The organism is Methylobacterium sp. TK31, from assembly GCF_055361545.1.
In genome coordinates this window covers 2,808,430-2,828,009 of sequence record NZ_CM143964.1, presented here as the reverse complement: position 1 = coordinate 2,828,009, position 19,580 = coordinate 2,808,430, and the positions used below count along the sequence as shown (strand labels likewise).

At 65.6% G+C, this 19,580-nt stretch carries 18 protein-coding genes; 12 read left to right on the top strand and 6 right to left on the bottom strand.

What is annotated here, in order from left to right; all coding sequences use genetic code 11:
* Positions 1-74 precede the first annotated feature (74 nt).
* Positions 75-830 (bottom strand): competence/damage-inducible protein A, encoded by a 756-nt coding sequence (locus ACXJY8_RS13115; protein WP_463769543.1) that lies wholly within the window; start codon positions 828-830, stop codon positions 75-77.
* 68 nt (positions 831-898) lie between these two features.
* Entirely contained in the window at positions 899-3,169 is a 2,271-nt protein-coding gene (locus tag ACXJY8_RS13110) for a lytic transglycosylase domain-containing protein (protein WP_463769541.1), read from the bottom strand.
* Positions 3,170-3,356: 187 nt separating this feature from the next.
* Between ACXJY8_RS13110 and dapA the strand changes: the two genes are divergently transcribed.
* Together dapA and smpB are read left to right on the top strand one after the other, a co-directional pair.
* Positions 3,357-4,256 carry a 4-hydroxy-tetrahydrodipicolinate synthase gene (gene dapA / locus ACXJY8_RS13105; RefSeq protein WP_463769539.1) on the top strand — a complete coding sequence of 300 codons (900 nt, stop codon included), beginning with the start codon at positions 3,357-3,359 and terminating at the stop codon, positions 4,254-4,256.
* Between the two features lie 82 nt (positions 4,257-4,338).
* Positions 4,339-4,812, top strand: a complete 474-nt coding sequence (smpB, locus tag ACXJY8_RS13100) for an SsrA-binding protein SmpB (protein ID WP_055957959.1) — start codon at positions 4,339-4,341, stop codon at positions 4,810-4,812.
* Positions 4,813-4,976: 164 nt separating this feature from the next.
* On the opposite strand, the gene ACXJY8_RS13095 is transcribed toward smpB, so the two are convergent.
* From ACXJY8_RS13095 to rpoZ, 4 genes are all read right to left on the bottom strand, one after another.
* Positions 4,977-5,114, bottom strand: coding sequence for a hypothetical protein (locus ACXJY8_RS13095; RefSeq protein WP_463769536.1), 138 nt, complete (start codon positions 5,112-5,114; stop codon positions 4,977-4,979).
* Positions 5,115-5,374: 260 nt separating this feature from the next.
* Positions 5,375-6,049 carry a LabA-like NYN domain-containing protein gene (locus ACXJY8_RS13090; protein WP_463769534.1) on the bottom strand — a complete coding sequence of 225 codons (675 nt, stop codon included), beginning with the start codon at positions 6,047-6,049 and terminating at the stop codon, positions 5,375-5,377.
* 413 nt (positions 6,050-6,462) lie between these two features.
* Complete coding sequence (locus tag ACXJY8_RS13085) at positions 6,463-8,706, bottom strand: RelA/SpoT family protein (protein WP_463769532.1); 2,244 nt, start codon at positions 8,704-8,706, stop codon at positions 6,463-6,465.
* A gap of 181 nt (positions 8,707-8,887) precedes the next feature.
* A complete protein-coding gene (rpoZ, locus tag ACXJY8_RS13080; protein ID WP_463769530.1) occupies positions 8,888-9,298 on the bottom strand; it encodes a DNA-directed RNA polymerase subunit omega in 411 nt (136 codons plus the stop codon).
* Between the two features lie 230 nt (positions 9,299-9,528).
* On the opposite strand from rpoZ, the gene ACXJY8_RS13075 reads away from it, so the two are divergent.
* The 10 genes from ACXJY8_RS13075 (at position 9,529) to gmk (ending at position 19,558) form a co-directional block, all read left to right on the top strand.
* Complete coding sequence (locus ACXJY8_RS13075; protein ID WP_463769528.1) at positions 9,529-10,251, top strand: carbonic anhydrase; 723 nt, start codon at positions 9,529-9,531, stop codon at positions 10,249-10,251.
* 105 nt (positions 10,252-10,356) lie between these two features.
* Positions 10,357-11,298: an ACP S-malonyltransferase gene (fabD, locus tag ACXJY8_RS13070; protein ID WP_463769526.1), complete on the top strand. Its 942-nt coding sequence runs from the start codon at positions 10,357-10,359 to the stop codon at positions 11,296-11,298.
* 15 nt (positions 11,299-11,313) lie between these two features.
* Positions 11,314-12,054, top strand: a complete 741-nt coding sequence (fabG, locus tag ACXJY8_RS13065) for a 3-oxoacyl-[acyl-carrier-protein] reductase (protein WP_056475210.1) — start codon at positions 11,314-11,316, stop codon at positions 12,052-12,054.
* Between the two features lie 374 nt (positions 12,055-12,428).
* Positions 12,429-12,665 (top strand): acyl carrier protein, encoded by a 237-nt coding sequence (locus tag ACXJY8_RS13060; protein ID WP_018044468.1) that lies wholly within the window; start codon positions 12,429-12,431, stop codon positions 12,663-12,665.
* A gap of 87 nt (positions 12,666-12,752) precedes the next feature.
* Positions 12,753-14,015 (top strand): beta-ketoacyl-ACP synthase II, encoded by a 1,263-nt coding sequence (gene fabF, locus ACXJY8_RS13055; RefSeq protein ID WP_463769523.1) that lies wholly within the window; start codon positions 12,753-12,755, stop codon positions 14,013-14,015.
* Between the two features lie 167 nt (positions 14,016-14,182).
* Positions 14,183-15,214 carry a GmrSD restriction endonuclease domain-containing protein gene (locus ACXJY8_RS13050; protein WP_463769521.1) on the top strand — a complete coding sequence of 344 codons (1,032 nt, stop codon included), beginning with the start codon at positions 14,183-14,185 and terminating at the stop codon, positions 15,212-15,214.
* A gap of 446 nt (positions 15,215-15,660) precedes the next feature.
* Positions 15,661-16,191 (top strand): hypothetical protein, encoded by a 531-nt coding sequence (locus tag ACXJY8_RS13045; protein WP_463769519.1) that lies wholly within the window; start codon positions 15,661-15,663, stop codon positions 16,189-16,191.
* Between the two features lie 218 nt (positions 16,192-16,409).
* Positions 16,410-17,771, top strand: a complete 1,362-nt coding sequence (gene mltG / locus ACXJY8_RS13040; RefSeq protein ID WP_463769517.1) for an endolytic transglycosylase MltG — start codon at positions 16,410-16,412, stop codon at positions 17,769-17,771.
* 251 nt (positions 17,772-18,022) lie between these two features.
* On the top strand, positions 18,023-18,901 hold the full coding sequence (locus ACXJY8_RS13035; protein ID WP_463769515.1) for a YicC/YloC family endoribonuclease: 879 nt from the start codon (positions 18,023-18,025) through the stop codon (positions 18,899-18,901).
* Positions 18,902-18,913: 12 nt separating this feature from the next.
* Positions 18,914-19,558, top strand: coding sequence for a guanylate kinase (gene gmk / locus ACXJY8_RS13030; protein ID WP_463769513.1), 645 nt, complete (start codon positions 18,914-18,916; stop codon positions 19,556-19,558).
* Positions 19,559-19,580 lie beyond the last annotated feature (22 nt).

Here is a 19,580-nt window from a genome sequence, read left to right as displayed (position 1 = left end):
GCCGCCACCGGAACAGGACCGCCGGAGGGCTTGCCGATGAGCGTCCGCAGGAAAGGACGACCAGTCGGGTTGGTTCAGGCGGGTATGCCGCTGCGCAATCCGTCGAGCAGCGTATCGATGTCCGCCCGGGCGGCGGCCAGTGCCGCGGCGTCCCGGCCGCGCACGACGATGCGATTGGCAAAACCGTTCTGAGTCATCGACGGATATGAGCCGATCGATACCGTGGCGTGAGCCTTTGCGATGGTGGCAAGGCCGCCCGCATAGGTGCCCTCGGGCAGGTTGCCGGCCTCGATCGTCTCCGACAGGACCTTGGCGCCCGTCACCAGGGTCGGCCCGACATTGTCGAGCATGGCCTGCATGATCCCCGGCACGCCCGCCATGACGATGACGTTGCCGATGCGGAAGCCCGGCGCCTTCGAGATCGGGTTCGCGATGAGGTCGGCCCCCGCCGGGATGCGCGCCATGCGAAGCCGCGCCTCGTTCAGGTCCTCGGGTTTGTGGCGCTCCAGCAGCATCGTCTTCGCGCGTGGATCGATGTCGATCGACACGCCGAAGGCGGCGGCGATGCAATCGGCGGTGATGTCGTCGTGGGTCGGGCCGATTCCGCCGGTGGTGAAGAGGTAGGTGTAGGCGTCGCGTAGCGCGTTGACGGCGGCGACGATGCGGTCGGCCTCGTCGGGGACGATGCGCACCTCCTTCAGGTCGATACCGACGGCGGAGCAGTAATCGGCGATCGTGCCGATGTTCTTGTCCTTGGTCCGTCCGGACAGAATTTCATCCCCGATGACCAGGACGGCGGCGGTGATGGCGGCTTCGGGAATTTCGGGCACGGCGAATCCGGGGCAGGGGGGACAGCCCCTGCCAAGTAGCGCGGCCGGACCCGCCTGACCACGCGTTCTCAGCGGGCGCCGCGCTGGAGGTCGCCGTCGATGAGGAGGGCGCTCTTGCCGTCCAGGCGGTTTCGGTAGACCTGCAGGTTCTCCATCACCCGCTGAACGTAGTTGCGGGTCTCGGTGAAGGGGATGCGCTCGACCCAGTCGATGGGATCGACCCCGCCCTTGCGCGGATCGCCGTAGGCATCGATCCACTTCTTCACGTTGCCGCCGCCGGCATTGTAGGAGGCAAAGGCGAGGATGTACGAGCCGCGCCAATCCTCCATGAGTTCGCCGAGATGGGCCTGCCCGAGGCGGGCATTGTAGGCGGGGTCGCTGGTCAGGCGGTCCTGGTCGAAGCTCGCGCTCACCCGCCGCGCCGTGCGCTGGGCGGTGGCCGGCATCATCTGCATCAGTCCGCGGGCGCCGACGCTGGATTGGGCCTGCGGGTCGAACTGGCTCTCCTGCCGGGCGATGGCGAAGACCATGGCCTTCTCGACAAGGGGGACTGCCGAAGAGGCCTCGTAGTTCGGGATACCGATGGTTGGGTAGGCATGGGCGTCGAGGGGCAGACCACGCTGGACGGCGATCTTGCCGATGGCCACCAGGGCGCGCGAATTCCGCACCTCGGAGGCGACATTGCCGAGCGCTTCGAGTTCGGCCGCATCGGTGAGGCGGTTCGCGGTGTCGATGTAGAGCGGCAGCGCCAGATCGCGTATCGCGGCGGCCTCCAGCATCTTCAGGGCCCGGACGTAGAGGCGCTGGTCGAAGGCGGCCTGCTGGGTGGTGTCGAGGCCGGGGATGCTACGCAGCGAAAGGCTCGAGCGTCCGAGCTTCGTTCGCGCCAACTGGCCGTAATAGGCGATGGGCTGGAGGGCGGCGCGTTCGTAGAAGCCCTTGGCGGCATCGGCCTGACCCAGTGCCTCGGCGGCGCGGCCCTGCCAGTAGGCTGTGCGGGCGAGCGAAATCGGTGTCTCTGCGATCCGGGCCGCCTCCGCGAAGTGCTGCGCGGCCTTGGCGGCATCGTCCTGGAAGCGCAGCGCGATCCAGCCGGCGTGGAATTCGGCCTCGATCCGCTTCTCGACGGTGCGGGCGCAGGGTGCGCGCGCCACCGCGTAGGCCGCGACCGGATCATTCGAATCGATCAGCTTACGGGCGACGATCCGGCGCTCGACCCACCACTCGTCGCCGTCGACCAGCACTTCGGGGTTCGAAGGCGCGGTGGCGAGCAACGCGGCGGCTTCCGCGAACTTGTCGTTCCGGCGCAGGTACTGCGCCCGTGACAGGATGTAGGAGGAATCGCTGCGCAGGGACGGCGGCACGGCGTTGAGGGCCGCAGGCGCGGACGAGCTCTTATCCTCGACCGCCCGTCGCGCACGGACCAGCGTCGCGTAGCTGCCGCCGGCTAGGCTCGCCGCCCGCCCGGCGGTGTCGTAATCCTCCTTCAGCAGCGCGCGCTCCATCCGATAGCGGTGGTCGATGCGGGACAGGACCGTCGGAAAGGCGTCCAGAACCTTCGTCTCGAGGTTCCGCCCGAAGGTCTCGGAGCGCCACAAGTCGCGCACCAGAGCGGCGGCGTCCTCGTCCAGGCCGTCAGCCTTGAAGGCGAGCGCCAGGGCGAACTTGCCCGGGGCGCTCGCTGGCCGCGAAGCAGCGAAGAAGGCCCGGACCGTCGCGGAGTTGCGGCGTTCGGTGAGTAAGGCCTCCTCGGCCCGGCGCCGGAGGAGGGGGCCTGCCGGCCAGTCGGGATTGCTGCGGGTGAAGGCGACGGTGCGCTCGAATCCGATGCCAGCGCCGGCCCGGATCGCGACCCATTCGAGGAGAGCGCGGGCGGCCGGATCCTTGAAGCCGTCCCGCAGTCGGTCGCCGTCGGTGACGCGGCCCTTGCGATAGGCATCGATCGCCTGGCGCAGGGCCGGCAGGTCGACATCGGGGGCCACCTGCGCCGCGCGGCTCAGGTCGGGTACCTCCGGAACGGGCGCCGCCGGGGAAAGGGTCGCGTCGGGCATCGGGAAGGCGATGCCCGCCTCGGGATCGGCGGAGGCGTAGGCTTTGGCAGCGGCTGGCGGACCCTGGCTCGGAGCGGCTTCCGGCGTCTTCGCCTCGATCTTCAAGGCATCCGCCGCAATCGGATCGGCGACCTTGGCCTCGGGCAGGGCTGCGGAGGGGGCGACCGCATCGCTGGCTGGACGCAGGCTCGGTGCGTCCCCCTCCAGGCCGGAGGGAGCTGCGAGGGCGCCGGCCGAAACCAGGCTCAAGGCCAGCATCAGGGCTGCGCGTTGCGTCGAGAACACCATGGTTCTTCCAGTCCCATCACCGTGGACAGACCTTCAAGCTCACCCGAAGGGCATTAAGAAGGCATTAACCCCATGAAAGCAGCGTTTGCGCCGGTGCGGGCGAGGGCCTATGTCTGCCCGTCCGCGCGAAGCGGTGCCGCTGCCGGACAACCGGCGCACGACGAGACCGACGGCTGGGAACGCCAGGATGACCGAGACCTCCACACGACGCCTCAGGGGCGCGATGTCCGCCCTCGTGACTCCGTTCAAGGACGGTGCCTTCGACGAAGCGGCCTTCCGCAAATTCGTGAATTGGCAGATCGGGCAGGGCGTCCACGGGCTCGTTCCCACCGGCACCACCGGCGAGAGCCCGACCCTGAGCCATGCCGAGCACGACCGCGTGGTCGAGATCTGCATCGAGGAATCTGCCGGCCGGGTGCCCGTGATCGCCGGCGCCGGCTCCAATTCCACCGCCGAGGCGGTGGAGCGCGCGCGCCACGCCGAGAAGGTGGGTGCGGATGCCGTGCTCGTGGTCACGCCGTATTACAACAAGCCGACCCAGGCCGGCCTCTACGCGCATTTCAAGGCCGTGAACGACGCCATCGGCATTCCGATCATCCTCTACAACATTCCCGGGCGCTCCATCGTCGACATGAGCGTCGAGACGATGGCGCGCCTGTACGAGCTGAAGAACATCGCCGGCGTGAAGGACGCCACGGCCAAGCTCGACCGGGTCAGTCTGCAACGCCAGGCCATGGGCGAAGACTTCATCCAGCTTTCGGGCGAAGATGCGACCGCGCTCGGCTTCAACGCCCATGGCGGCCAAGGCTGCATCTCGGTGGTGTCGAACGTCGCGCCACGGCTCTGTGCCGACCTCCAGGAGGCGACCCTCGGCGGTGACTACGCCAAGGCGCTCCAGATTCAGGATCGGCTGATGCCCCTCCATGCCAGCATGTTCGTGGAGCCGAATCCGTCGCCGGTGAAATACGCCCTCGCGCGCCTCGGCCTGATGACCGACGAGGTGCGCCTGCCGCTCCTCACGGTGAGTGCCGAGACCAAAGCCCTGGTCGACGCTGCCCTGCGTCACGCGGGCTTGCTCGACGCCTGAGACCGTCTGGCAAAGCCGCCCGCGCAGAACCATATTCCTCGGCCCGGTCGCGATGGCGCGACCGGCCTGACCCGACGTTGTGATGGCTCCCAAACCCGAATCGAACCGCCGCGTCGTCGCCGACAACCGCGCCGCCCGCTACCACTATGAAATCACCGATACGCTGGAAGCCGGGCTCGCCCTGACGGGGACCGAGGTCAAATCCCTGCGCAAGGGCAAGGCGACCATCGGGGAGGCCTATGCCGGTCCGTCCGGCACCGACCTGATGCTGTTCAACGCCTATATCCCGGAATACGTCGAGGCGAACCGCTTCAACCACGAGACCAAGCGCCCGCGCCGGCTGCTGCTCCATCGCAAGCAGATCAACAAGCTGATCGGTGCCACCCAGCGCGAGGGGTTCACGGTCGTACCCCTGAAGATCTACTTCAACGAGCGTGGACGGGCCAAGATCGAGCTCGGGCTCGGCCGGGGCAAGAAGCTGCACGACAAGCGCGAAGCCTCGAAGGAGCGCGATTGGCAGCGCGACCGCGCGCGCATCATGCGCGACAAGGGCTGACGTGGAGAACCGGAGAGGGACTGGGGCAGCGCCCCGGCGGCCGGATTGGGATCAGACGTTCCGCGACGCCGCGTCCGCCCTCCGGGTCCGCCAGCGGGCTGATCGGACCATTATCGCCAAGTCGAGGCCGCCCAACGCGAGGACTGCTCCTGCCTGGCGGAGGCTCAGACCTCGGAGTGCATCGCCGGTCGCAGGGATGGGCCGCGGGCGTCGAAACCAAATGAGCCGGTGACCATCAGGGTGGCGCCCGAGATCGCGAAGGCGACTGGCTCGTTGTCGCCGAAGCGGCGCAGTTGCACCAACGTCGCCTCCAGGATTCTGCGTACCGTGGGTCGGTCCGTACCCCACACGCCATGCGGAGGCGCCAGGCGAGCCGGCGCCGATTCAGGCGGTGCGCGATCCCGGCACCTACGCGGAGGGGGCCTCGTCGGATGACACGTCGTTCCGGTACAGCCACGCCTCCATCGTCGAATGGAGGGTATCGATCGAGAAGTGTGCCCGGGCTATGCGATGGCCCGGACCGCTGATTTGCGCACAAGACCTTTTCGCATCCGACGACCGACTATGAGCCGACCGGCTCGTCGTCCTGGCGGATGCCGTAACGGCTCTCGAGGGCCGGGCTCGGGCGGGCCGAGCGTTCCGGCGTCTCGCCGCGAGAGCGGGTTCCGGTATCTCCACCGTTCCGGTTGTCCGGACCGCGCGAGGCACGCTCGCCGGGATCGCGACCAATCCGCGAGATCAGATGCGCCAGATCCACGAACTCGTCCGCCTGGCGGCGCAGGTCGTCCGCGATCATCGCGGGTTGGGTCTGGATCGTGCTGACGACGGTGACACGGACTCCGCGGCGCTGCATCGCCTCTACGAGGGAGCGGAAATCGCCGTCGCCGGAGAACAGAACCATGTGATCGATATGGGCGGCGAGCTCGAGCGCATCGATCGCCAGCTCGATGTCCATATTGCCCTTGACCTTGCGTCGACCCATCGAGTCGACGAATTCCTTCGCGGGCTTGGTGACGACCCGAAATCCATTGTAGTCGAGCCAGTCGATCAGCGGACGGATGGAGGAATATTCCTGATCCTCGACGATCGCCGTGTAATAGAAGGCTCTGAGAAGCGAGTCTCTCGACTGAAACTCTCGCAGAAGCCGCCGGTAGTCGATGTCGAAGCCGAGAGCCTTGGTTGCTGCGTAGAGATTGGCGCCATCGATAAACAAGGCGCTGCGCTGTTGTGCGCTCATGCGTTGATCCACATAAGAGAAAGAATGAAAAACGAGTATTCTAGAAAATAGATACAGAGCTTATCGGGTATTTCCCCGGCCAATTTGCATCATCATTGTAGGCTCGAAAAAGCTGCGCGAGACGAGAAAGATCGGAGAAAACGCGCAACGACGATGTGTCGACTGAAATACCTTCTGTTTGTTTAATGCCTGGATCGACCAAAAGTCAAATTTTGCCGGATATGGGGAATATCCGGCAGCAACCGTCTCCCTACAGGGAAATATACAACCCGAGAGTCGCATCGCTTTCGCTCATGCGCGTCCCGGATGTGGCGACGAGACACGGTGGGCGAGCAGTGTACGACGGCGAACGGCTTGGCTGACGGGAGCTTGTCGTCAAGCCGGCGCCGAATGAGCGGACGTGGCGAACGTGCCTACCCGTTCACCCGCTCGACCTTGTTCACCGTCCGCTTGCCGCGAAGTTCGGAGACGATGGCGTTGAGGTGCTTCAGGTCCCAGACCGAGAGGTCGATGACGATCTGGGTGAAATCCTGCGTCTTCCGCTTCATGGAGACATTGTCGATGTTGCCGTCATGATCCGCGATGACCTGGGCGATCTGGGCGAGAACGCCGGGTTCGTTGATCGATTGTAGGGCGAGGCGTGCCGGGAAGCGTTCGCTGGTTCCGGCCTCCACGTCCCAACGCACGTCGAGCCAGCGGTCGGGTTCGTTGTCGAAGGCCGCCAGGGCTGCCGACTGGATCGGGTAGATCGTGACGCCGACCCCGGGGGTCAGGATGCCGACGATCCGGTCGCCGGGCACCGCACCGCCGTCGGGGGCGAAGCTCACCGGCAGGTCGCTGTCGAGCCCACGGATCGGAATACCGTCCGAGCGACCATGCTCCGCGCCCCGCCCGTCCGGGAAGGTCAGACGCATGGTCTGGTCCTTGGCGAGGCTGAGGCGACCGGCGCCGTCCGTGGAGGCCGGCTGTGGAAGGGGCGCCGGGGCACTGCGGCGCTCGTCCTTGTGATCCGGATAGACAGCCCGCACGACATCGCCCGAGAACATTTCGCCGCGTCCGACGGCGGCGAAGACATCTTCGGTGCTTTGGCGGGCGAGGCGGGGCAGGGCACCGCGCAGCTTGTCCTCGGAGAAACTCTTGGCCGCCCGTTCGAAGGCCCGGTCGAGAATTTGCCGTCCGAGGCCGGCGTATTGGCGCCGCACGGCCGAGCGCGTCGCCCGACGGATCGCCGAGCGCGCCTTGCCGGTCACCACCAGGGCTTCCCACGCCGCCGGCGGCGAGGCGCCGTCCGAGCGAGCGATCTCGACCTCGTCGCCGTTGACGAGCTCGTGCAGCAGCGGCGCCATGCGGCCGTTGATCTTGGCGCCCACCGCCGTATTCCCGACATCGGTATGGACGGCGTAGGCGAAGTCGATCGGGGTCGCGCCGCGGGGAAGGGCGATCAGGCGGCCCTTCGGCGTGAAACAGAACACCTGATCCTGAAAGAGCTCGAGCTTCGTGTGCTCCAGGAACTCCTCGGGACTGTCGCCCTCGGCCAGCAGTTCGATGGTCCGGCGCAGCCACTGGTAGGCGCCGCTTTCCGTTGCGAGGCGGGGATGCCCGCCGCCGATCTCGTCCTTCCCGCCGCTTTCCTTGTAGTGGGCATGGGCCGCGATGCCGTACTCGGCGATCTCGTCCATGGCGGCGGTGCGGATCTGCAACTCGACGCGCTGGCTCTTGGGGCCGATCACGGTGGTGTGGATTGAACGATAGTCGTTCTGTTTCGGTGTCGAGATGTAGTCCTTGTAGCGCCCAGGCACCATCGGCCAGCTCGTATGAACGACGCCGAGGGCGCTATAGCAATCGGCCAGGGTCTCGACCACGACCCGGAAGCCGAAGATGTCCGACAATTGTTCGAAGGCGACCGACTTGCGCTCCATCTTGGCCGAGATCGAGTAGGGCCGCTTCTGCCGGCCTGTGACGACGGCCTTGATGCCCTGCGCCGCAAGCTTCGCCGTGAGATCATGCTCGATGCTCTCGACGAGGCGCTCGGACTTTGCCGAAAGGTCGGCGAGGCGCTGCGCGATGGTCGCGTAGATCTCCGGCTTCAGGTTGCGGAGGGCCAGATCCTCCAGTTCCTCGCGCAGCTCCTGCATGCCCATACGACCGGCGAGCGGCGCGTAGATGTCCAGGGTCTCCTCGGCGATGCGCTCGCGCTTGTCCGCCCGCATGTGGTGGAGCGTCCGCATGTTGTGCAGGCGGTCGGCGAGCTTCACGAGGAGCACACGGACGTCGGCCGCCACCGCCAAGAGCAGCTTGCGGAAATTCTCACCCTGCGCCGCCCGCTTCGAAACGAGGTCGAGGCGCTTCAGCTTTGTCAGGCCATCCACCAGCGCGCCGATTTCCGGGCTGAAGAGCTCACGGATTTCGTCGAGGGTGGCTGCCGTATCCTCCACGGTGTCGTGCAGCACTGCCGCCACGATGGTCGCGTCGTCGAGACGGAGATCGGTGAGGATGCCCGCGACTTCGAGCGGATGGGCGAAGAACGGATCGCCCGAGGCACGCTTCTGCGTGCCGTGGGCGCGCATGGCGTAGACGTAGGCGCGGTTGAGCAGGGCCTCGTTCGCGGCGGGGTTGTAGCGCTTCACCCGCTCGACAAGTTCGTATTGGCGCATCATCCGCCGGCAGACCCTTTCACGCGTGGCGAGCCCGATACCGACCCCGCTGCCTCGATGTGTCCCGCATCGCACGCGGGCACGCCAGCCCCACGGCGTCGCATGGGCGGCGAATCCGGCCCGGGAAACGAAAAAACCCGGCGCTGGCGCCGGGTTCTTCCAAGATTGTCGTGATGGCGAAGGCTTATTCGCCCTCGTCGTCCGTCTCGGTCGGGGGGGCGAGGTTCTCGAGACCGCGCAGGAGGTCTTCCTCACTCATGCGGTCGAACTGAACCGCGCTGTCGTCGCTCGACGAAGGCGGGGCGACGGCGGCGGCGGCGGGCGAACTCGACAGCAGCGGCACGGTCTCCGCCTCGGGCTCGTCGACCTCGACGTACTTCTGCATCGAGTGGATGAGCTGTTCCTTGAGGTCGTCCGCGGTGATCGTCTCGTCGCCGATCTCGCGCAGGGCGCAGACGGGGTTCTTGTCGCGGTCGCGGTCGATCGTCAGCGGGGCGCCGGCAGCGAGCAGGCGGGCGCGGTGGCTGGCCAGCAGAACCAGCTCGAAGCGGTTCTCGACCTTGTCGATGCAGTCTTCAACGGTGACGCGAGCCATGGCGGACGGCTCCTTCCTCGGACGGAATTTCTGGGCTGAGCCCGCTCCATACACCCCTTGACGCTGCGCAACAAGCGCTGCAGCCGCTCTATCCCGTTGCCCACGTTCGACGATCCCCCGGCAATCCGCGGCCGGGCTCCCGCATAACGCCTCAGCGACGCGCCAGTGCGGGCGGTTGTAGACGGGAAGCGCCGCGAACGACCCGCGCGGCGAGGGGGACAGATTCGCTCATGCGTGCACAGCTTACTCGACGTGGCCTCCTCGGCTGCGGATGCCGGCTCGGTGCCGGCTGCTTCGCGGCCACGGCCCTGCCGGGCCTCGCCCTGGCGGCGGCTCCCTCGACCAAGAAGACCACGATGAGCGCCGACCAGGCGTTGGAGGCCCTCAAGGAGGGCAACCGCCTCTACCAGACCGACAGTCCGGTCCGGTCGGTACAGGGCCGCGAACGCCGGATCGAGATCGCGCTGGGCCAGACCCCTTTCGTGGTGCTGGTGAGCTGCTCCGATTCGCGCGTGTCGCCGGAGATCCTGTTCGGGCGCGGCCTCGGGGAGCTGTTCATCGTGCGCAACGCCGGCAATTGCGTCGATACGGCAGCCCTCGGCTCGATCGAATACGGCGTGTCGCAGCTCGGCGTACCGCTGGTTCTGGTGATGGGCCACAGCCGCTGCGGCGCGGTCGAGGCCGCCATCGACGTCGTCAAGAACAATACGGTCTTCCCGGGCTCCATCGGCCGGATGATCGAGCCGATCGTGCCCGCGGTGCTGTCGCAGCGCGACAAGCCGGGCGATTTCACCGAAAATTGCGTGCGTGCCAACGTCAACCGGGTGGTGGAGCGCCTGCGCAGCGCTTCCGAGCCGTCGCTGCTGGACCCGCTGAAGGCGGGCAAGCTGCGGATCGTCGGGGCCTCCTACAGCCTGGATTCCGGCACGGTCGACTTCTTCAACGAGGGATGAAAGCGCTCCGCCTCGCTGCGGTGCCATGTTGACACAGGTGGCGGGCGGTGCGACTGCGCCGCCCTTCCAGCCTGGGGAACCCCGGCCCGACGACGAGGACACCACATGGCGCGCGCTTGCATCTTCCCCGGCCAGGGCAGCCAGGCCGTCGGCATGGGGCGGGCGCTGGCCGAGCACTTTCACCAGGCCCGCGACGTGTTCGCGGAGGTCGACGAGGCCCTGGGCCAGCCGCTCTCGCGCCTGATGTTCGAGGGGCCGGTGGAGGAACTCACCCTCACCGCCAATGCCCAGCCCGCCCTGATGGCGGCGAGCCTCGCGACCCTGCGGGTGCTGGAGGCCGAGCGCGGCCTCGACCTGAAGCGCGACGTCGCCTGCGTCGCCGGCCATTCCCTGGGCGAATATACGGCGCTGGCGGCCGCCGGCACCTTCTCCATCGCGGATGCCGCCCGGCTGCTGCGCATCCGCGGCACCGCCATGCAGGACGCGGTGGCGCCCGGCGCCGGCGCCATGGCGGCGCTGATCGGGGCCGAGGCCGAGGCCGCGCGGGCGATCGCCGCGGAGGCCGCCGAGGGCGCGGTCTGCGAGGTCGCCAACGACAATGGCGGCGGCCAGGTGGTGCTCTCCGGCGACCGGGCGGCGGTCGAGCGCGCGGTCGCCCTGGCGCAGGCGCGGGGCATCAAGCGCGCGGTGATGCTCAACGTTTCGGCCCCGTTCCACTGCTCGCTGATGGCACCGGCGGCCGCTCGTATGCAGAGAGCACTCGTCGAGGTCACGATGCACAGCCCCGTCGTGCCGGTCTACGCCAACGTGCTGGCCGCGCCCCTCACCGATCCGGCCGCGATCCGCGAGGCGCTGGTCGCCCAGGTCATCGGGACCGTGCGCTGGCGCGAATGCGTCGCCGCCATGGCCGCCGCCGGAATCGACCAGTTCAGCGAGATCGGCACCGGCAAGGTGCTCACCGGACTCGTCAAGCGAATTGCGCCCGGCGCGTCGGCGAGCGCGGTCGGCACCCCCGACGACATCGCCTCCTTTCCCGCCTTCGGCTGAACCACAGGAAAGCCCATGTTCGACCTGACCGGCCGCAAGGCCCTCGTCACCGGCGCCACCGGCGGCCTCGGCGGCGCCATCGCGCGGGGCCTGCACGCGCAAGGGGCGACCCTCGCCGTCTCGGGCACCCGCCAGGCGGCCCTGGAGGCCTTCGCGGCGGAGCTCGGGGGCGAGCGGGTCCACGTCGTCCCGGGCGACCTCTCCGACAAGGCCTCGGTGGAGGCCCTGGTGCCGGCGGCGGAAGCCGCGCTCGGCGGCCTCGACATCCTGGTCAACAACGCCGGCATCACCCGCGACAACCTCGTGCTGCGCATGAAGGACGACGAGTGGGACGCGGTGATCGCCGTCAACCTCTCGGCGGCCTTCCGCCTGTCGCGGGCCGCCGTGAAGGGCATGATGAAGCGCCGCCACGGCCGCATCGTGAATATCGGCTCGGTGGTGGGCGCCACCGGCAACCCGGGCCAGGTGAACTACGCCGCCGCCAAGGCCGGCCTCGTCGGCATGACCAAGGCGCTGGCCGCGGAGGTCGCCACCCGCAACCTCACGGTCAATTGCATCGCGCCGGGCTTCATCACCTCGCCGATGACCGACGCCCTGAACGACAAGCAGCGCGAAGGCATCCTCGGGCGCGTCCCCATGGGCCGCCTCGGCACCGGCACGGACATCGCGGCGGCCGCGATCTACCTCGCCTCCGACGAGGCCGCCTACGTCACCGGCCAGACGCTCCACGTGAACGGCGGCATGGCGATGTACTGAGGCGCGGGCGCCGCGGTTTCGCTGCGGCGCACAGGCCAAAAAACAGGCGATTGGCTCGAAAAGGCCACACCGATGAACGGGTTGTGAACAGCCTCTCGCCAGCGTCGGAACCCTGTGTTAACACCCCGGCTGCCGTGCGAGGGGGGTGCCGATTCAGCGTGTTGCGGATGTTTGAAAATCGTGGGTCACTGACTGGACAAGTACGGTGACTTGCCCGAAACGCGCGATCGAACACACCGGCCGCTCAATCCGAACAGTCGATCCCGGGGACGGGACGGCGGCCACGGCACCTTCACCGACCTTCCACCAGCAAGACTCTTCACCAACAAGATCCTTGCACCATCACGACCTTGAAGAGCTAAGGACCAAGACCGATGAGCGATATCGCTGAGCGCGTGAAGAAGATCGTTGTCGAGCACCTCGGCGTTGAGCCGGAAAAGGTGGTCGAGGGCGCGAACTTCATCGATGATCTCGGCGCCGACAGCCTCGACACCGTCGAGCTCGTGATGGCGTTCGAGGAAGAGTTCAACGTCGAGATCCCGGACGACGCCGCCGAGACCATCCAGACGGTCGGCGACGCGGTGAAGTTCCTCGAGAAGAACTCCGCTTAAGGCCACGGGTCGCGCGCCAGCGGGGTCTCGTGAAACGGACCCCGCGCGCCATTCGTTGTGATGACAGGACCGGTTCGGGATAGCGCGATGCGTCGGGTAGTGGTGACGGGCTTGGGGATGGTGACGCCGCTGGCCAGCGGGGTCGAAGCCACCTGGAGCCGGTTGATCGCCGGCGAATCGGCGGCCAAGGTCGTGACGGCGTTCCCCGTCGACGACCTCGCCTGCCGCATCGCGTGTTCCGTGCCCTTCGGCGACGGCACGGACGGCAGCTTCGATCCCGACGCCTTCATGGAGGCCAAGGAGCAGCGCAAGGTCGATCCGTTCATCGTCTATGCGATGGCGGCCGCCGGCGAGGCCCTGAACGACGCCGACTGGCACCCGACCTCCTACGAGGACCAGTGCGCCACCGGCGTCATGGTCGGCTCCGGCATCGGCGGCATCGGCGGCATCTACGACGCCTCGGTGACCCTGCACGACAAGGGCCCGCGCCGGATCTCCCCCTTCTTCATTCCCGGCCGCATCATCAACCTGGCCTCCGGCCAGATCTCGATCGCGCACGGCCTGAAGGGCCCGAACCACGCGGTGGTGACGGCCTGCTCCACCGGGGCGCACGCCATCGGCGACGCGGCCCGGCTGATCCAGTTCGGCGATGCCGACGTCATGGTGGCGGGCGGCGCCGAATCGCCGGTGAACCGCCTGGCGCTCGCGGGCTTCGCCGCATGCCGCGCCCTCTCCACCGGCTTCAACGACGACCCGACCCGGGCCTCGCGCCCCTACGACCGCGACCGCGACGGCTTCGTGATGGGCGAGGGCGCCGGCGTGGTCGTGCTCGAGGAATACGAGCACGCCAAGGCCCGCGGCGCCCGGATCTACGCCGAGGTGATCGGCTACGGCCTCACCGGCGACGCCTACCACATCACCTCGCCGGCCCCGGACGGCGACGGCGCCTTCCGCTGCATGAGCGCCGCCGTGAAGCGCGCCGGCATCCAGGCCAGCGACCTCGACTACATCAACGCCCACGGCACCTCGACGCCCATGGGCGACGAGCTGGAGCTGAAGGCCGTGGAGCGCCTGCTGGGCGACCACGCGGCGAAGGCCTCGATGTCCTCCACCAAGTCCTCGATCGGCCACCTCCTCGGCGCCGCCGGCTCCGTGGAAGCGATCTTCTCGATCCTGGCCATCCGCGACGGCATCCTGCCCCCGACCCTCAACCTCGACAATCCCTCCGTCGAGACCGCGATCGACCTCGTGCCGCACGAGGCCAAGCGCAAACGGGTGGATACGGTGCTGTCGAACTCGTTCGGGTTTGGTGGGACGAATGCGAGCTTGGTGATGCGGCGGGTGGATTAGCCAATCGGAAGGGGCAATCGTTTTGCCCCATGCACTTTTTATGTCGTGAAAGCAGGTAGGCACCTATCCATAACTACAACTTCGGGTATGATTGCATCAGAATGGTGCTGAGACCTCTGCTATCAACGAGGACAGCATTAACCACGCATATATTTGCGAAAGTCCTGATGACTATACTCGAACGCAGCGCCAGATTTGAGCCTTTGGCTTGGTTTAATGATTTATATACACGAAATTTACTAGATTTAGAGCCTCCATATCAGAGGCGAAGTGTTTGGAATGATACTTTTCGTTCCTATTTTATTGATACCCTGATTCAAAATTTCCCATGCCCCGCTGTATTTCTTTATGAAGAGATCTCATCCTCGGGCATAGCTTCCTACCGTGTTGTAGATGGAAAGCAGAGACTGACAACTCTGTTTAAGTTTGTCCGAGATGAAATGCCGATTTCCGAGTCCAGCCCCGTTACCGCTATGCGGGGGAAGTACTTTTCCGAATTACAAGACTCTGACAAACGTCGTATTTGGCGATATCAACTTTCAGTTGAGTTCGTTCCGCAAGAGAACGAGACTGTTATAAATGAAATATTTGATCGCATTAATAGAAATGTTGCAAGATTAACGCCGCAAGAGCTCAGACACGCAAAATATAATGGGGCTTTTATATCTGAAGTTGAGGGCTTGACCGCTTGGACCGAAGAAAAGCTTGGAGTAGATTTTCCCCGAATTGCGTCACAGTCAAAACGGCAGATGAAAGATGTCGAATTTACTGCGCAACTTGTGTTGTTTCTTGAGCAAGGCGAGCAGTCTACTTCTCAGGGTGATCTAGACAATGCGTTTTCGGTTCGTGATGAAACTTGGGAGCGTAAGCAGTCTTCAACAGCAGAATATCAGACCGTCATCACTCAAGTAAAAGCTTTGATTGCAGAAAACGGTCAACTTGAAGATAGCCGACTCCGAAATCAAGCGGATTTCTATTCACTATTCGGTGCACTCGCAGAATTAAACCGAGAAACATATTCCTTCAACGCAAAGAAAGCTGCTGCGAAGCTTGATGTGTTTGTCAAGCTTATAGCTGATGATAGTCAAAGAGCATCGAACAGCGAAGCGACAGAATATTTTTCGGCGGCGAGGTCTGCGTCCAATGACGCGGGTCCGCGGAGAAAGCGCATAAACATTCTGAAAAGTATTATCAAATGACTATTTCAGATCTCGATCGAGCGATTTCTCGCCTCTCTAGCTCACTAAGAGCGCTCGAACAAGCCGTGAAATCAAGCATTGATCCATTTTGCTCGAAATATAACTACCCTATGGTCGCTAGAGTGAAGGGTTCTGCCTCCATCTCGCAGAAGATCGAAACTGGAAGATATCGAAATATTCTAGATATTGATGATCTGGTCGCTCTTACGATAATAATCCCAACTGGATAGCATGAAAGCAGGTGTTTAGAGTTTCTTCATTCTACTTTTAACGTTCTTAATATAAGAAACAGATCTCATTCATCAAAGAATCCTAAACAATTCACCTTCGACTCAACTCGTGTCTATGCAAGACGGATATGTCCGGAGTGGGAGGACGACAAAGAAAATCTGGGGTATAAAATAATATTCGAAGTACAGATACAGACAGCTCTTGAGCACGCTTGGGTGGTTGCAACCCATGATGTTGTCTACAAATCAGATACCATCGATTGGCAAAAAGTAAGGCTTGCAGCGCAAACGAAAGCACAGATTGAAACTATTGATGTAATCTTTAATAAATTCGAGTATTTTGCACAATCTCTTGATCCCTATGGTTGGAAAGAGGGTGAGCAAATCGCGGAAGTAATCAAATTCTTTATGACGATGAGCGAAGCTGGAATAATCCCGCACGAAGTGATTCCAGATGATCGAGTAAGATTGGCTGAAAACGCTCTAAAAGTTCTCTCGAGAAACGCCGCTTCTCAATTAAGTGGCTCTCTAGAAGAAATATCAGTAAAATTTACAGAGATAGCAGCTGAGGGTTTTCCAAGAAATCTTACCTTATTCCAGACCTTTCTACTTGCAGCCACCAGATCTGGCAAAAATATGAGTTCGAGCGATAGGTTTGTACCGCACATCACAGAGTCTTTTGAAAGAATGTTCCCCGAAATCAAGATTTGGAATGGCCGATTCGATTACGAATTGAACAATCGTTGAATCGTACTAAGAGTTTGATGCCATAAGTTACATCAGCGTATTTCCACACTATCGTGTTAGCAGCAGTGGGCTTTGAGTCTGTTTTTCGCCACAAAACCCACCAAGTTCGCGCGCCAGAATGCCCGTCCCGTGCGCCCCCCCTCGACTCGGGCGTACGGACTCCCCTAAAAAATCCGGCGGCGGCCGGGGTGGGGACCTGAGGCCCGAACAGGATGTCCATGTTCTTCCGCAAACGCCCAGATCCGGCGCCGACACCGGTACCCTCCGACGAGCCGGCCCTGCCCAACCGCCTGTCGCCGCGAAGCCCCAGCGAGGCGATCAAGCCCACCGCCGCGCCGCCGCCGCCCGACCGTCCGGTCCGTGAGCGCGGCGGGCTGCTCGCCCGCATCTCCGGCCTGCTCACCGCTTCCGTGGTGCTGGCCATCGCCGTGATGATCGGCGTGACCCTGTTCGAGCGCCAGACCCGGGAGCCGGGGCCGCTGCCCGCCGACAAGGTCGTGGTCATCCCGCCCCGCAGCGGCACCACCGAGATCGCCGAGGCGCTCTCCCGCGAGGGCGTCATCACCCACACCGCCCTGTTCGAGTGGGCCGCCCGCTTCTCGGGCAAGGCGCTCAAGGCCGGCGAGTACACGTTCAAGGCCCATGCCAGCATCGGCGAGGCCATCGACACCCTGGCCTCCGGCCGGCAGGTCCAGCACGCCATCACCTTCCCGGAGGGGCTGACCTCCGAGCAGATCGTGATGCGCCTCAACGACAACGACGTGCTCACCGGCGACGTCAACGAGATCCCGCCCGAGGGCTCGCTCCTGCCCGACACCTACAAGTTCGAGCGCGGCGCCACCCGCCAGCAGATCGTCAACCTGATGCGCGCCAAGCAGCGCGAGGTCCTGAACCAGATCTGGCTGCGCCGCTCGGCCGAGATCCCGGTGAAGACGCCGGCCGAGATGGTGACGCTGGCCTCCATCGTCGAGAAGGAGACCGGCCGGGCCGACGAGCGGCCCCGCGTCGCCGGGGTGTTCGTCAACCGCCTCAACAAGCGCATGAAGCTGCAATCGGACCCGACCATCGTGTACGGGCTGGTCGGCGGGCGCGGGACCCTCGGGCGCGGCATCCAGCGGGCCGAGATCGACCGGGCGACGCCCTACAACACCTACGTGATCGAGGGCCTGCCCCCGGGCCCCATCGCCAATCCGGGCCGGGCCGCCCTGGAGGCGGTGGCCAACCCCTCGCGCACCAAGGACCTGTTCTTCGTGGCCGACGGCACCGGCGGCCACGCCTTCGCCGAGACCCTGGAGGGCCATTCCCGCAACGTCGCCCGCTGGCGCCAGGTCGAGCGCGCCCGCCAGACGCCGACGCCGGACGCGGTGGTCGACAAGGCCGACCCGCCGGGCGCCCCCACCGTCCCCGGCACCGCCTCGGCCTACGCCCCCGAGGGCACCAACATGGCCGCGACCCCGGAGGGCGGCGCCAACCGGCCGAAGGCCTTCGACGCCTCGGAGGGCACGCGCCTCGATCCCCTGCGCAACCGGACCTTCGACCTGAACTCGCCCAAGACCGTGCCGGTGCTGAAGCAGCCGTAGCGTCCGCCCACGCAACCGGACGAACCACCCCGTCATCCCGGGGCCGCGCAGCGGAGCCCGGGATCCAGAACCGCAGTGGGTGCAAGGCTTTCCACCGTCGGCGGCTCTGAATGCCGGGCTCGCCTGCGGCGCCCCGGAATGACGGGGTACCATTCCCTGCGACCGACCCGCCTCCACACCCGGCAGGGTCCCCCGACCACCCCACCCCCAGCCCCTCCCCAGCAGGGGCCGGGACGAACGCGAAGACAGCCATGATCCTCTCCAGCATGACGGGCTTCGCCCGCGCCGCGGGCAGCACCGGGCCGGTGCAGTGGGCCTGGGAGGTCCGCAGCGTGAACGGGCGCGGGCTCGACGTGCGCCTGCGGGTGCCGAACGGCTACGACGCCGTGGGCGAGGTCGCCCGCACCGCCCTGCAGAAGAGCCTGGCGCGCGGCCAGTGCCAGCTCTCCCTCGCGCTGACCCGGCCGGAGGCGGCACCCCGGATCCGGATCAACGAGGCGCTGCTCGGCCAGCTCGCCGCCGCCATCGCCCGGGTGCCGCGGCCCGAGGGGCTGGCGCCCGCCACCCTCGACGGACTCCTCGGCATCCGCGGCGTGATCGAATCCGACGAGGAGCCCGGCGCCGACGCGGAGGCCCTGGCCCGGGACCTCGCCGCGGGCGTGGTCCGCCTCGTCTCCGATCTCCTGGAGGCGCGCCGGGCCGAGGGCCGGGCCCTGCGCGGGGTGATCGAGGGCCAGCTCGCCGAGATGGCCCGGCTCACCGCCGCCGCCGAGGCCTGCCCGGCCCGCCGGCCCGACGCGGTGAAGGCGCGCCTTTCCGCCACTGTCGCGACGCTGCTCGAGGCCGGCGGCCTCGACCCCGACCGCCTGCACCAGGAGGCGGTGCTGCTCGCCGCCAAGGCCGACGTGCGCGAGGAGCTCGACCGGCTCCAGGCCCATCTCGCCAGCGCGGCCGAGCTGCTGGCCGCCGGCGGCGCCGTCGGCCGCAAGCTCGATTTCCTGGCCCAGGAGCTCGGGCGCGAGGCCAATACCCTGTGCGCCAAGGCGAATGACATCGCGCTGTCGCGGATCGGACTCGACTTGAAGGCCGTGGTGGAGCAATTCCGGGAGCAGGTTCAGAACGTCGAATAGGTTTTTCCGGACATGCAGGCGACGACGATCGGGCGGCGCGGGTTCATCCTCATCCTGTCCTCGCCCTCCGGTGCGGGCAAGACCACGCTGACGCGCCAACTGGCGTCCGATCACAGATGGGGCCTCGACGTTTCGATCTCGGTGACGACCCGGCAGCGCCGGCCCTCCGAGATCGACGGCAAGCACTACAACTTCATCGACCGGGAGGCCTTCGACGCCCTGCGCAGCGCCGACAACCTGCTCGAATGGGCCGAGGTGCACGGGAATTTCTACGGCACCCCGCGCCGCCCGGTGGAGAAGGTGCTCGGCGCCGGCCGGGACATGATCTTCGACATCGACTACCAGGGAACCCGGCAGGTGCGGGCCAAGCTCACCGAGGACGTGGTGACGGTGTTCATCCTGCCGCCCTCGCTGGCCGAGCTGCGGCATCGCCTGGAGCGCCGGGCCGAGGATTCGCCGGACACCATCGAGAAGCGCCTCGCCAACGCCCGGATGGAGATCCAGCGCTGGAGCGAATACGACTACGTCATCGTCAACGACGACCTCGACGACGCCTTCCGCTCCCTGGAGGGCATCCTCATCGCCGAGCGCCTGAAGCGGGCCCGCCGGACCGGCCTGACCGCCTTCGTCGAGGGCCTGCTCGCCGAGCCCGACTGACGCGGGTTGCCGCAGACCGGAA